Genomic DNA, 14,043 nt, shown 5'->3' with positions numbered 1-14,043 from the left:
CTCAGGTGTGTCTAGCTGCCCTCGCGCCAGGCCTGCCACAGTCGCGCGTAGCCGCCGCCCAGGGCGACGAGTTCGTCATGGGTTCCCTGCTCCACCACGCGGCCCGCGTCCAGCACGGCGATCCGGTCGGCTGCCATGGCCTGCGTCAGGCGGTGCGCCACGAAGAGGGTGGTCCTGCCCGCGCAGGCGGCCAGCACGGCGCGTTCCAGCTCGGCGGCGCCTTCGCTGCCCGCCTCCGCGGTCGACTCGTCGAGCACCACCACGGGTGCCCGGCCCAGCACCAGCCGGGCCAGGGCGATCTGGGCGACCTTGGTGACATCCAGCCGCTCCCCGCCCTCACCGACCAGGGTGCCGAGGCCGTCGGGCAGGCCCTCGACCCACTCCTGGGCGCCGACCGTGCGCAGCGCGGCCGTGAGTTCGGCGTCGTCGGCCCCAGGTGCGGCGAGCCGCAGGTCGTCGGCGAGCGATCCGGAGAAGACATGCGTCTCCTGTGTCAGGATGCTGACCAGTGCCCTGGACCCCGCCTCGTCCAGACCGGCGAGGTCCTGCGGGCCGATGCGCACCGATCCGGATTCCGGGGTGCCGATGCCTGCGATCAGTGCCGCCAGCGTCGACTTGCCGGCGCCCGTCGCGCCCACCAGGGCGAGCGAGCCGCCGGCCGGGATCGTCAGGTCGACGTCCAGGAGAACCGGGCTCTCGGCGTCCGGGTAACGGTAGGTCAGTCCCCGGACGGTGACCGGGTACGGCGTGGCCTGCGCCCTCGTGACGGAGTCGTCGCCGACCAGCCGGCTCTCCGCGGTCTCCCCCAGCACCCCGACCAGCCGGGTCAGGCTCGCGCCCGACTTCTGCGCCTCGTCGAAGGTGAACATGATGGCGCCCAGCGGTGTGAACAGCCGGTGGAACATGAGCGGGGCGGCCGACACCTCGCCCAGGGTGGCGGCGTCGCCCTCCAGCAGGGCGTATCCGACCACCAGGATGAGGACCAGACCGATGAACTCGGCGCGGTTCTCCCTGCCCACGAAGCGGCCGAAGAAGCGGAAGACCTCCACGCCGAGATCCCGCACCCGCCAGGATTCCGCGGTGACCTTCTCGCGGACGGCGCCCTCCAGGCGGTAGGCCCGGACCGTGTCGATCCCGTTCAGTCCGCTGATCAGCGCCTGCGCGCGGTCGGCCTGGGCCACCCGCTGCTCGCGGTAGAGCGGGGCGGACCGGGGGAGGTACCAGCGGAGGGCGAGGGCGTAGGCGGGGAGCGCGCCGGCGCCGGCCAGGCCGAGCCGCCAGTCCAGCCCGAACATGCCGACCGTGGCGATGGCGACGAGGACCCCGGCGGTGAACACCGTGGGGATCGCCGTCCGGATGCCTCTGGACAGCACGGCCACGTCGTCGCCGACCCGGGACAGCACGTCCCCTCTGCCGACCTGCTCGATCCGGGCGCTCGGCATGCCGAGCACGGCGCGGACCGCGTTCTCGCGCAGCCGGGCGAGCAGGTCCGCTCCCAGCCGCCCGATCAGGTACGTCGACACGGCCGTCGCCGCCGCGCCGAGCAGCGCGGCGGCACCCAGCAGGACACCGACCGTGACGAGGGCCGAACCCGACGCGCCGTCGACCACCCCGTCGACGACTCGCCCCAGCAGCAGCACGGGGAGCACCTGGAGTGCCGCCCCGGCCACCGTCGTCAGCACGGTGGCCGCGGTCAGCCACGGGGCCTCGCGGCAGTGCGCCGCGACCCACCTGGTGGCCTCGCTCCCGGACGCCGTACGCAGGGCCACCGGAGCGGGGCGCGTGTCCGTGGTGCTCACGCGTCGGCCGGGAGGAGCGGGGCCGGGGCCGGGGCGGTCGTCGTCACTGGTCGACCGACTTGACGAGCTCGTCGATCGCGTACGGCAGGGAGAGCAGCGTGCCCTGGGACATGGCGGCGCCGACTGCGGGGCCCTCGCTGTCCAGGAGGTAGGAGACCTTGCCGTTCTTCGCCGCGGAGAGGTTGGCGAAGAGCTTGAACTTCTTCAGGGCCTCCGTGTCCGCCTTGTCGTTGATGACGAAGATGCGGTCGACGTCGACGAGGTCGATGCGTTCGGGCGAGAGCTGGGTGTAGAACTTCCCGCCGGCGACCTCGTCGATCTTCGTGGCGCCCTTGTAGCCGATGCCCGTCACCAGCCGGCCGCGTACGTCGGTCGTGGTGAACGGTGCCACGGAGTCCTCGTACCAGGACAGGGCGACCGCGGTCTGGTCCGCGAACTCCGGGTGTGCCGCCTTGGCGGCGTCGAGCTTGGCCTGGATGCCCTTGACCAGTTCGGCGCCCTCGGCCTCCTTGCCGAGCGCCTTGGCGATGTGGACCGCGTTGTCCTGCCAGGGTGCGCTGAAGGGCTCCTTCTCGGCCTTCGTACGTCCCACCGTGGGGGCGATCCTGGAGAGCTTGTCGTACGCCGCCTGGTCGACCTCGGAGTAGACCGCGATGATCAGGTCCGGCCGCAGGGCGGCGATCTTCTCGTAGTTGGGGCCCGTGTCGCCGTTGCTCATGACGACCTCGGGGCGGGTGTCACCCCACTTGTCCTTCACCCAGGGCCACTGCGTGTTGATGTCGGGCGTCCTGCCCGTCGGGTTCGGGTACTGGTCGACCATGCCGACCGGCTTGATGCCGAGGGCGAGGATCGCCTGGTCGTCGGTGTAGCCGACGGAGACGACCCGCTGAGGGGCCTTCGTGACCTTCGTGGATCCGAACGCGTGCTCCACGGTGACCGGGAACGCGCCGGTGGCGGCGGACGGGGCACTGTCGCTCTTCGTGTCCGCGGAGTCGGAGCCGCATCCTGCGAGGAGGCCGGCACCGAGAACCGCCGCAAGCAGTACGGCCGCCGGCCGACGCCCTGGCTTCGTGAGAGTCGTTCTGTGGAGAAGCATCCCGGATCCCTTTGTCTTCACGCCGCCGACCACCCCCTTGTGAGGGCAGCCAAACCTTACCTCGAAGCAGAAAGGTTAGCCTAGCCTAACTTAGCCATGGACCGTTACCCGTAACCTAGTTGAGCTGCGCGTGGACGTGAGCACGGCCGATCGGCACGATGAGCGGCCGGTCCCCCACCGGATCGTCGATCACCACGGCGCGCAGCCCGAACGCCTCGTACAGCAGCTCGGCCGTGATCACGTCGCGCGGATGACCCTGCGCCAGGATCTCGCCCTCCCGCATCACCACGAGGTTGTCGCTGTAGCGCGTGGCCAGGTTGAGGTCGTGCAGCACCATGACCACGGTGCACCCCGACTCGTGCAGATCGTCCACCAGATCCAGCACGTCCAAGGCGTGCGCCAGATCCAGGTACGTCGTCGGCTCGTCCAGCAGCAGGAGGTCGGTTCCCTGGGCCAGCGTCATGGATATCCACACGCGCTGGCGCTGGCCGCCGGACAGCGAGTCCACCGGACGGTCGGCCAGGTCGGACACGCCCGTCATGGCCAGCGCGCGTTCGACGACCTCTGCGTCGTCCGACGACCACTGGCGCAGCCAGCTCTGATGCGGATGCCGTCCCCGGGCGACGAGGTCGGCGACCGTCAGCCCCTCGGGGGCGACGGGTGCCTGCGGAAGCAGCCCGAGCTTCTTCGCCACGTCCCTGGTCCTCAGTCCGGCGATGTCCTCGCCGTCCAGCACGACCGCCCCCCTGGCCGGCTTGAGCAGCCGTGTCAGGGTGCGCAACAGGGTCGACTTGCCACAGCCGTTGGGACCGATGATCGTGGTGACGACCCCCGGCGGGACGGTGACGTCGAGTCCGTCCATGACCGTCCGTGCGCCGTAGCCGACCGTGATGCCCCTGGCGGCCAGCCGTGCCGTGCCGCCGGCCCCGGACTCGTCTCCGGTGATCTGTTCAGCGGCCACACGTGCCCCTCCGTCTCGCATGCTTGCCCCTTACGTGAGCTGTCTGAGGTTGGCCCGCACGAGCAGGAAGACGAGGAAGGGACCGCCGATCGCGGCGGTTACCACGCCGACGGGGAGGGCCATCGGGAGCGCCGTACGCGCCGTCAGGTCCGCACCGATCAGCAGCAGCGCGCCGACCAGCCCCGACGCGATCATCGGAGGCGTCGGGTGCCTCACCAGGCGCATCGCCACCTGGGGCGCCACCAGTGCGACGAAGGGCACGGGACCGGCCGCGCTCACCGCGACGGCGGCCAGGAGCACGGCGCACAGGAGCAGGACGGCCCGCACCCGGGAGTACCGGACGCCGAGACCCGCGGCGACCTCGTCGCCGAGGTGCATCGGTTTGAACTGGAACGCGGCGCACGCCACGACGCCCAGGAGTGCGAGCGTCGACCAGAGCGCCACCCCGACCTCGTCCCACGACCGGTTGTCCAGGGAGCCGACCAGCCAGGCCTGGGCCCGCGCCACGTCCCGGATGTCGGCGGTGGAGAGGAGCCAGGTCGTGATCGCCTCCGTCACCGCGCTCACCGAGATGCCGATGAGGATGAGCCGGAAGCCGTCGATCCCGCGCCGCCACGCCAGGAAGTACACCAGCAGTCCCGTGCCCAGGCCCCCCGCTAGCGCCGCCGCGGACACGCCCACGGAGCCCACGACCGCCGCGGCGGTCCCGCCCGACACCGTCACCAGGAACACCGCGACCGCGCCGGCTCCGCCGGTGATCCCGAGGATGTCGGGACTGGCCAGCGGATTGCGGGCGATGGACTGCGTGATGGCCCCGGACACCCCGAGCGCGGTCCCGACGACGAGACCGGCCAGCGCGCGCGGCATCCGCAGGTCCATGATGACGAACTCGTCGACCTGCTCGCCCCGGCCGGCGATCGTGGCGATCACCCGGGAGAGCCCGAGTGGGAAATCCCCCACGCTGACGGAGAGACAGAACACCAGGAAGACCGCCACCGCGAGGAGCACGGTGACGCCGACCATCCAGGGCCGCCACACGAACGACAGGGTGCCGAGCCGTACGCCCGGCATCACCGTCGGCTTCACCGCTGTCCCGTTCACGCGTTCCTGAACTTTCCCCGCCACACCAGGGCGGCGAAGAAGGGGGCTCCGAGGAGGGCCACGACGACACCCGCGTCCAACTCGCCGGGCCGCACGACCAGTCGGCCCACGATGTCACAGACCAGAAGGATCACCGCGCCGAGCAGGCCCGCGTACGGCACCAGCCATCGGTAGTCCGGCCCCGTCAGGTACCGGGCCACGTGGGCCACCATGAGCCCCAGGAACGCGATGGGCCCGCAGGCCGCCGTCGCCGCGCCCGCCAGCAGCGTGATGGCGACGATGCCGGCGGTCCGGCTCAGTGCGATGTTCACGCCGAGTCCGCGCGCCACGTCGACGCCGAGGTTCAGCAGATTGAGCGAGGGCAGGGTGGTGAGAGCCAGCACGAGACCCGCCGCGACGAACCCCGTGACCGGCCAGATGACGTCGAACCCGACTCCGGCCACCGAGCCCGAGTTCCAGAACCTCAGTGCGTTCAGGGACGTCAGGTCGGACAGCGCGACCGCCATGGTCATGGCCGCGAGGAACACCGTGACGCCCTGCCCCGCCAGGGCGAGCGTCAGCGGGTTGCCGGCCCCCCTGCCGATGCTCGCCAGCCCGAACACGACGACACCCGCGGCACCGGCCCCCAGGAAGGCGAACCACACGTACTGGAAGGGGTTGGAGAAGCCGAAGAGTGCGATCACCGAGACCACGGCGAACGACGCCCCGGTGTTCACCCCGAGCAGTCCGGTGTCGGCGATCGGATTGCGCGTGTACCCCTGGATCAGCGCCCCCGAGACCCCCAGTGCGATGCCCGCGACGATCGCGAGCACCGTCCGGGGCACCCGCACGGTCTGCACGATGAGCCGGATCTCGGTGAGCCCGCGGTCGGGGTCCGGCGCCGCGAAGAGGCCGTGCCAGACCTCGGCGGGGCTGAGCGCCCGCGCCCCCACGGCCAGCGACACCGTACAGGCGGCGACGAGGACCACCGTCAGGGCGGCGGCGCCCACAACCCGGCGCCTGCGGGCTCCTGTTGCACGCTTCGGCGCGGCTCGCTCCACTGCAGTCGTGCTCATGTCGACGTACGTTATCCCTTGATCCGTCGGTGGGACGCGGGCGTCGGGGGCCGCGCGGTCCCGGGCGGCGGTCCGCCCCCGGCGGGGCGGCCGGCGGCGGACCGGTGCCCGCTAGCGGGCGCTTGCGCCGGGGACCGGGCGCGCCTCGTCGGAGGCCGCCTTGACGCCCCGGTCGAGCAGTGAGTCCAGGATCTCCCCGACCCGGATCGCGATGTTGGACAGCAGCGCGGAGGTGATGCCGTGCGTGTGCTCCGTGCCCCCCTGGAGGTATATGCCGCAGTGCAGTTCGGGGTCCGTGGCGATGCGGTAGTCGCGCTCGACCCGGACCCGGTCCTCGCCGTCGCGGAGGCAGCGGTCCGCCACGTCGCCGAGGAGGGCGACCGGGTCGACGGGGCTGTAGCCGGTGGCGAACACCACGACATCGGCGTCCAGGAGGGTCTCCTCGCCCGTGACGAGGGACTTCACGGTGGCCCGGGCCTTGTCCGGCGTCTCGTCGACGGCGACGAGCCGGGACACGTTGAGGAAGCGCAGCCGTTCGGTGCCGAGGACCTTCTCCTGGTACGTCTGCCGGTAGAGGTCGTCGATGAGGTCGATGTCGACCACGGAGTAGTTGGTGTTGCCGTGGTAGTCCATCAGTCTGCGCTTGACGTCCTCGGGTGCCTCGTAGAACTCGTCGACGGCCCCGGGGTCGAAGATCCGGTTGGCGAAGCTGCTGTCGTCGGCGGGGCTGTAGCCGTAGCGGCTGAAGACCGCGCAGATCTCGGCCTCGGGGAAGCGGCGGTGCAGGTAAGCGACGTTCTCGGCGGCGCTCTGCCCCGCACCCACGACGATGAACCGGGACGGCGCGGTGCCCTCCAGTTCGCCGACCCTCGCCAGGAGCTCGGAGTTGTGCCACACCCGCTGGCCGCGCTCGATGCCCTCCGGCACGAGCGGGCGCAGTCCGGTGCCGATGACGAGGTTGCGGGCCCGGTGGACGGCGAGCCCCTCCGCCGAGCGGACGGTCACGTCCAGGTACTCCACCGCCCCGTCCCGGACGAACGGCGTGACCCCGACGACCTCGTGGCCGTAGGAGGCCATGTCGTCGACCTTGGCCGCGGCCCATTCGAGGTAGTCGTGGAACTCCACCCGCAGGGGGAAGAGGTTCTTGTGGTTGATGAAGTCGACCAGCCGGTCCTTGCTCTTCAGGTACGAGAGGAAGCTGAACTCGCTGGTCGGGTTCCTGAGCGTCACCAGGTCCTTGAGGAAGGACACCTGCATCGTCGCGTCGTCGATCAGCATGCCGCGGTGCCAGCCGAAGCGGGGCTGCTGCTCGAAGAAGTGAGCGGTGACCGAGTCGTGCGGGCTGTTGCGCGCGTTGTGCTCGTTGAGCGCGATGGCCATGGCCACGTTGGACGGCCCGAAGCCGATGCCGATGAGGTCGTGGACCGGTCGGATATCGCCGGGCTGTACCTGTGACATGTCACTCCCATTCGTGCGGGGCAGGCGCCTGTCAGGCGTGGGGAATCGTGCGAGACCTGGGCACGCCGATGGCGCGACCCGCTGGAACTTAGGTGAGCCTAAGCTAATTTTCCGGAGCTGTCGACAGGGCAGTCGAAAGCGGGCTCCACTCAACTCGGCGACATCGCGCTCCCGTTGCAAAGTTAGGGAAGGCTCGCTTTACTGGGCGCTGATCAGCCCCTGCCCTGAGGAGGAACCCATGCGGGTCGTCATGTTCGGATACCAGACCTGGGGCCACCGCACCCTGCAAGCCCTCCTGGACTCCGAGCACGACGTGGTGCTGGTCGTCACACATCCCAAGAGCGAGCACGCGTACGAGAAGATCTGGAGCGACTCCGTCGCCGACCTCGCCGAGGAGCACGGCGTCCCCGTGCTGATCCGCAACCGCCCCGACGACGAGGAACTGTTCCAGCGCATCGAGGAGGCGGCCCCCGACATCATCGTGGCCAACAACTGGCGCACCTGGATCCCGCCGCGCATCTTCGCGCTCCCGCGCCACGGCACGCTCAACATCCACGACTCGCTGCTGCCGAAGTACGCCGGCTTCTCCCCGCTGATCTGGGCGTTGATCAACGGCGAGTCCGAGGTGGGCGTGACCGCCCACATGATGAACGACGAGCTGGACGCCGGCGACATCGTCCGGCAGGAGGCGGTGCAGGTCGGGCCGACGGACACGACGACCGACCTCTTCCACAAGACGGTCGACCTGATCGGCCCGGTCACCACCGGCGCACTCGACCTGATCGCCTCCGGACGGACCGAGTTCACCAAGCAGGACCGCTCCCGGGCGAGCTTCTTCCACAAGAGGTCCGACGAGGACATCCGGATCGACTGGAAGTGGCCGGCCGAGGACCTCGAACGCCTGATCCGCGCGCAGTCCGAGCCCTACCCCAGCGCTTTCACATTCCACCGGGGCAAGCGGCTCGAAGTGCTCGCCGCGGTCGTGTCCGAGGGGCGTTACGGCGGCACGCCCGGACGCATCTTCTACCGCGAGGGCGACGGCGTGGCGATCGTCGCGGGAGCGGACGCCCGCACCGGACGCAACCACGGCCTGGCCATCACGCGGGTGCGCACCGAGGACGGCCGGGAACTGGGCGCGACGGAGTACTTCACCTCCATGGGCGGCTACCTGACCGGCCGTCCCTGAACGAACGGCCCCGGACGCGGCGCGTGGGGACGGCCCCGTTGTCCGGCAGCCCGAGGCTGCCGGACAACGGGGCCTGGGCGGGTTTCAGCCCGTGTACGAGGCGAAGACCCGGGTGAAGTCCCATGGCTGCTGGGAGACACCCGAGCAGGTGTCGGCTCCACCGCCGGTGCAGGGCCGGTCGCGGTTGACGGACCAGAAGGTCAGCCGTGCGAGGTGGCGCTGCTGGGCGTAGGCGAGGATGGTGCGGAAGTCGGCCACGGTGACCGTCTCCCCGTTGTCCGTGATGCCGTTCATCGAGGAGATCCCGGTGTGCCGGTAGGCCTGGTCGTCCGAGTATCCGTAGGCGTTCTTGACCGCGGTCTTGAGGCCTTCGGCGGCACGGACGGTGAGGGTGCCCATGTTCTGGCCGGCGCCGCCGAAGTTGAACGGCATGATGGTCCAGCTGTCCACGGTGAGCCCGGAGGCCGCGGCCTTGCTGATGAGGCTGTTGTCCGGGCCGTTCTGGCCGGTGCCGAAGGTCACGTACACCTTGATGCCGGGGTTGTTGGCCCTGACGGTCTTCAGCGCGTCCACCGTGCGCTGCTGGACGGCCGGACTGTCGTACGCCGCGGCCTCGATGTCGATGTCGATGGCCTTGAGCGCGTAGGCGTTGATGACCTTCTGGTACGCGGCGGCCAGCTCACCGGCACTGGAGCAGGAGCTCTCCAGCTTGTTGCCGCTCCAGCCCCCGAAGGACGGGATGACGTCGCCGCCCGCCGCCCGTACGGTGTTGACGGTCTGCTGGTCGACACCACCGGTCAGCGGCCGGCCCCCGTCCCACTGGGGGTTGCAGTAGCCGTTGCTGAGGACGAAGGCGAGCGTGAACCACTTGACTCCGGTCGCGTTCATCACGGTGGTGGGGCTGGGCGGGCTGCCCCATCCGTTGTAGAGGTAGGGGGCCACGGCCATGGCTCCGGGCCCGGGGGTCCCGCCGCCGCCTGCGCTGGGCGCGGTCCACTTCTGGTTGGCGGAGCCGGTGCAGGTCCAGATCTGCAGCCGCGTTCCGTTGGCGCTGCTTCCGCCGGTCACGTCCAGGCACTTGTCCGCCTGCGGGTTCACGATGTCCCGCGCGGCCGGCGTCGCCCACTGCTGCGCCGCCGAACCGTTGCAGTCCCACAACTGCACCTTCGTACCGTCCGCCGTGCCGGCCGAAGCCACGTCCAGACACTTGCCCAGCGCACGGATCGTCCCGTCGGCACCCACCGTCCACTGCTGCGCCGCCGAACCGTTGCAGTCGTACAACTGCACCGCCGTACCGTTCACCGCCGAACCAGCGGCCACATCCACACACTTGCCCGCCAGACCGGTGATCTGTCCGGTGTCCGCGACAGCACCGCTCGCGGGCGTGGCGGTCAGACCTGTCAGGAGCGCGGCGGTCACGGCCACCGTGCTCAGCAGGCCGCGCACGACAGGTCTCGCGAAGCACTTGGCGGTCATCGGGTCACCGTCCACTTCTGGTTGGCGGAGCCGGTGCAGGTCCAGATCTGCAGCCGTGTTCCGTTGGCGCTGCTTCCGCCGGTCACGTCCAGGCACTTGTCCGCCTGCGGGTTCACGATGTCCCGCGCGGCCGGCGTCGCCCACTGCTGCGCCGCCGAACCGTTGCAGTCCCACAACTGCACCTTCGTACCGTCCGCCGTGCCGGCCGAAGCCACGTCCAGACACTTGCCCAGCGCACGGATCGTCCCGTCGGCACCCACCGTCCACTGCTGCGCCGCCGAACCGTTGCAGTCGTACAACTGCACCGCCGTACCGTTCACCGCCGAACCAGCGGCCACATCCACACACTTGCCCGCCAGACCGGTGATGGGTCCGCCGCCGCCCGGCTGGCCGCTGTCGGAACTCACGCGGACGTAGTCGACGAGGAGCTGCTGGGGGAAGACCGTGCTCCCGTCGGGGTCGCCCGGCCAGTAGCCGCCGACGGCGAGGTTCAGGATGACGAAGAACGGCTTGTTGAAGACCCACTGCTTCCCGCCCAGGTCGGCGGGGGTGCGGCGTTGGTAGACGGTGCCGTCGACGGACCAGGTGATCGCGTTCGGGCTCCAGTCGACCGCGAAGGTGTGGAACGCGTCGGCGAACGCCTGCCCGCCCGGCAGGGAGTAGCCGGCGCCGATGCCGCCGCTGCCGGAGTAGCCGGGGCCGTGCAGGGTGCCGTGGACCGTTCCGGGTTCGAAGCCGACGTTCTCCATGATGTCGATCTCACCGCTGTTGGGCCAGCCCACGCTGCCGATGTCGCTGCCCAGCATCCAGAACGCGGGCCAGATGCCCTGCCCGCGCGGGATCTTCATCCTGGCCTCGACCCGGCCGTAGGTGGTGGTGAACTTGCCGGACGTGTTCAGCCGGGCCGAGGTGTATTCGCACCGCCCGTACCAGCACTGGTAGTTGCCGGGGTTCTCTTTGCGGGCGGTGATGACGAGGTTGCCCTGGCCGTCGAGGGCCGCGTTGCGGTTTCCGGCGGTGTAGTACTGCCGTTCGTGGTTGTTGACGTTGTCGCCGGTCTCGACCTGCCACTTGCCGCCGTCGACGGCGGCGCCCGCCGGTCCGTCGAAGTCGTCGGAGAACGTGACGGCCGCGGCCGCGGCCGCGGCCGCGGCGGCGTCGGCCGGCTGCACGGCGGAGCTGGTCACGGGGGCGGGCTCACTCTGCGCCAGTCCGGTGGAAAGGGTGGCGAGGCCGAGCGTCATGACGAGGGACAGGACCAGGTGCCGAGGCAAGCGTGGGGATCTCATGCCTCTCCCTTCGGGGGAGGTGAAGTACTGACACATACATGTCAGTTCCGGGCGGGCGGAAAAGCGCGGCCTCCCCTGCGGAGCGGGGGGAGGGTGTGGGGAACAGCACTTAGTTCACACCGTGATTTAAGAAATGAACGCTGACCCTGTCAAGGGTTTGGTATAGACCGGAGACGCGTGCGCCTCTTGCGGCCGGGGCCGGTGGCTGAAAGGGCCGGGGCACCGATCTGCCGCCCTTCCCGCTGCGGAGGACAAGGGGGCAACCGGCCCCTCGCTCCCGGAGGCGGCATCCGGACCCCGTGCCGTCCCGGATCGCCCGCCGCACGGTTGGCTGATTCTCGATCCGTGTCCCGACGCCCGCTCCGGCCCCCGTTCCTCCCGCTACTGACCGCCGGGCACGGCCGTTCCGGCCCGCGTCGCGTCCGCACCCCAGCTGGCGAGCAGGCGCAGCGCCTCCGCCGACTCCGACCCGGGCTCGGCGTGATACGTGACCATCGACTGCTCGGCGTCGTCGGGAAGCGTGAACGTCTCGAACGAGAGGGAGAGTTCACCCACCAGCGGATGGCACAGCCGCTTGACGCCGTGGCTCTTCTCCTTGACGTCGTGCCTGGCCCACAGCCGCCGGAAGTCCTGACTCTTCACGGACAGCTCACCGACCAGGGCGGAGAGCCGGGAGTCGTCGGGCCGGCAGCCGGCGTCCATGCGCAGGAAGGCGACGATATCCGACGCCTTCTGGTCCCACTCCACGAAGAGGTCGCGGTAGCCGGGCTTCAGGAACACCAGGCGCGCCCAGTTGCGCTCCTGCGCGGGCAGCTCCGACCAGTCGCCGAAGACGGCGGCGGCCATCCGGTTCCAGGCCAGGATCTCCGCACGGCGTCCGACGACGTACGCCGGCACACCGTCCATGCTGTCGAGCAGCTGGTTCAGGGCCGCGCGTACACGCTGCTGCCGTGGAGACGGCTTCTTCCTGTGCTGTCTGGGCTTCGCGAGGTGCGACAGATGCGCGCCCTCGGCGTCCGTCAGCCTCAGGGCGGACGCGATCGCGTCCAGGACCTCCACGGAGACGTTCTGGCCGTTGCCCTGTTCGAGGCGTGTGTAGTACGCCACGGAGACACCGGCCAGCTGGGCCAACTCCTCACGGCGCAGCCCGGGGACCCGGCGGTGCCGCCCGAAGTCGGGCAGCCCCACATCATCCGGCTTCAGCCGCGCGCGGCGGCTGCGGAGGAATTCGCCGAGCTCGGCGCGCCGGTCGAGGGCGAGCGGCGCGCCGTCACCGGGAGCGCCGCCGCCGTGGGGCCGCGGATCGGATTCGGGCTGGTCGTCCATCCGCCCAGTATCCATGGACGTACGCACATCATCCTGACCCCGCCAGTAGTAGGACCACTGGTCGTACGCAGAACCATGGTCTGGGTGAAGTGCGCGAGCCGGGGCAGGCTTGACCGCGTGCCCGGATCCGAAGGCTGCCGGGCACAGGACCACTCCTTAGGAGAACTCCCGCATGACCACTGTCCCGGCGTACGCCGCCCCCTCCGCGAAGGCTCCACTGGAGCGCACCACCATCGAGCGTCGCGCGGTCGGCGAGTTCGACGTCCTGATCGACATCAAGTTCTCCGGCATCTGCCACTCGGACATCCACCAGGCCCGCGACGGCTGGCAGGAGGGCATCTTCCCGATGGTGCCGGGCCACGAGATCGCCGGTGTCGTCACCGAGACAGGCTCCGGCGTCACAAAGTTCGCGGTGGGCGACCGCGTCGGCGTCGGCTGTCTGGTCGACTCCTGCCGCGAGTGCGACAACTGCAAGGCCGGCCTGGAGCAGTACTGCCTCAACGGCAACACGGGCACGTACAACGCCGTGGACAAGAACGGCGACCCCACCTACGGGGGCTACTCCACCCAGATCGTCGTCGACGAGAACTACACCGTCCGCATCCCCGAGGGCCTGGCCCTGGACGAGGCCGCGCCGCTGCTGTGCGCGGGCATCACCACCTACTCCCCCCTGAAGCACTGGAACGCGGGCCCCGGCAAGAAGGTCGCCGTCGTGGGCATGGGCGGCCTCGGGCACGTGGGGGTCAAGATCGCGCACGCGCTCGGTGCCGAGGTCACCGTGCTCTCGCAGACCCTGAAGAAGCGGGACGACGGCCTGAAGCTCGGCGCCGACCACTACTACGCCACCGGTGACCCGAAGACCTTCGAGGACCTGGCCGGCACGTTCGACATCATCCTGTCCACGGTGTCCGCGCCGCTGGACATCGACGCCTACCTCTCCCTCCTGCGGACGGACGGTGCCCTGGTGAACGTCGGCGCTCCGGAGGAGCCGGTCTCCCTCAACGTCTTCTCGCTGCTCGGCGGCCGCAAGTCCTTCTCCGGCTCCGGCATCGGGGGCATCCGGGAGACCCAGGAGATGCTGGACTTCTGCGCCGAGCACGGGTTCGGCGCGGAGATCGAACTGATCGGCGCCTCGGAGATCAACGAGGCGTACGAGCGTGTGCTGAACAGCGATGTGCGGTACCGGTTCGTGATCGACACGGCCACGATCTGAGGGTCGAGGGAGTGAGCACGGCCGCGGGACGGCCGGCTCGCCCCGAAAAGCACGGACGCCTCCCCGGCCGCACACTACCGGGG

The 14,043-nt window shown here is 70.2% G+C and carries 11 protein-coding genes; 2 read left to right on the top strand and 9 right to left on the bottom strand.

What is annotated here, in order from left to right; translation table 11 throughout:
* Positions 1-11: 11 nt before the first annotated feature.
* The 6 genes from OG206_RS29210 to OG206_RS29185 form a co-directional block, all read right to left on the bottom strand.
* The gene (locus OG206_RS29210) at positions 12-1,799 is read right to left on the bottom strand and encodes an ABC transporter ATP-binding protein (RefSeq protein ID WP_327121327.1); all 1,788 of its coding nucleotides are present in this window, start codon (positions 1,797-1,799) and stop codon (positions 12-14) included.
* A gap of 43 nt (positions 1,800-1,842) precedes the next feature.
* Complete coding sequence (locus OG206_RS29205) at positions 1,843-2,895, bottom strand: iron-siderophore ABC transporter substrate-binding protein (protein ID WP_327121325.1); 1,053 nt, start codon at positions 2,893-2,895, stop codon at positions 1,843-1,845.
* 115 nt (positions 2,896-3,010) lie between these two features.
* Positions 3,011-3,856 carry an ABC transporter ATP-binding protein gene (locus OG206_RS29200; protein ID WP_327121322.1) on the bottom strand — a complete coding sequence of 282 codons (846 nt, stop codon included), beginning with the start codon at positions 3,854-3,856 and terminating at the stop codon, positions 3,011-3,013.
* A 30-nt stretch (positions 3,857-3,886) separates the two neighbouring features.
* A complete protein-coding gene (locus OG206_RS29195; protein ID WP_327121320.1) occupies positions 3,887-4,957 on the bottom strand; it encodes a FecCD family ABC transporter permease in 1,071 nt (356 codons plus the stop codon).
* Positions 4,954-6,012: a FecCD family ABC transporter permease gene (locus OG206_RS29190; RefSeq protein WP_327121318.1), complete on the bottom strand. Its 1,059-nt coding sequence runs from the start codon at positions 6,010-6,012 to the stop codon at positions 4,954-4,956. The genes OG206_RS29195 and OG206_RS29190 overlap by 4 nt, the downstream gene beginning before the upstream one ends.
* A 111-nt stretch (positions 6,013-6,123) precedes the next feature.
* Positions 6,124-7,470: a lysine N(6)-hydroxylase/L-ornithine N(5)-oxygenase family protein gene (locus tag OG206_RS29185; RefSeq protein WP_327121316.1), complete on the bottom strand. Its 1,347-nt coding sequence runs from the start codon at positions 7,468-7,470 to the stop codon at positions 6,124-6,126.
* A gap of 238 nt (positions 7,471-7,708) precedes the next feature.
* Here OG206_RS29185 and OG206_RS29180 point away from each other — a divergent pair, with 238 nt between their 5' ends.
* A complete protein-coding gene (locus OG206_RS29180) occupies positions 7,709-8,656 on the top strand; it encodes a methionyl-tRNA formyltransferase (protein ID WP_327121314.1) in 948 nt (315 codons plus the stop codon).
* A gap of 84 nt (positions 8,657-8,740) precedes the next feature.
* Here the strand turns inward: OG206_RS29180 and OG206_RS29175 are convergent, their stop codons facing one another.
* The 3 genes from OG206_RS29175 to OG206_RS29165 form a co-directional block, all read right to left on the bottom strand.
* Positions 8,741-10,132 carry a lectin gene (locus tag OG206_RS29175; RefSeq protein ID WP_327121312.1) on the bottom strand — a complete coding sequence of 464 codons (1,392 nt, stop codon included), beginning with the start codon at positions 10,130-10,132 and terminating at the stop codon, positions 8,741-8,743.
* Positions 10,129-11,421, bottom strand: coding sequence for a lectin (locus OG206_RS29170; RefSeq protein ID WP_327121310.1), 1,293 nt, complete (start codon positions 11,419-11,421; stop codon positions 10,129-10,131). The genes OG206_RS29175 and OG206_RS29170 overlap by 4 nt, the downstream gene beginning before the upstream one ends.
* Positions 11,422-11,802: 381 nt before the next feature.
* A complete protein-coding gene (locus OG206_RS29165) occupies positions 11,803-12,747 on the bottom strand; it encodes a helix-turn-helix transcriptional regulator (RefSeq protein WP_327121308.1) in 945 nt (314 codons plus the stop codon).
* Between the two features lie 172 nt (positions 12,748-12,919).
* Between OG206_RS29165 and OG206_RS29160 the strand changes: the two genes are divergently transcribed.
* Positions 12,920-13,960, top strand: a complete 1,041-nt coding sequence (locus tag OG206_RS29160; RefSeq protein ID WP_327121306.1) for an NAD(P)-dependent alcohol dehydrogenase — start codon at positions 12,920-12,922, stop codon at positions 13,958-13,960.
* Positions 13,961-14,043: the final 83 nt, after the last annotated feature.

It is taken from the genome of Streptomyces sp. NBC_01341 (assembly GCF_035946055.1).
Lineage (GTDB): Bacteria > Actinomycetota > Actinomycetes > Streptomycetales > Streptomycetaceae > Streptomyces.
This window is presented reverse-complemented; position numbering and strand designations above follow the sequence as displayed.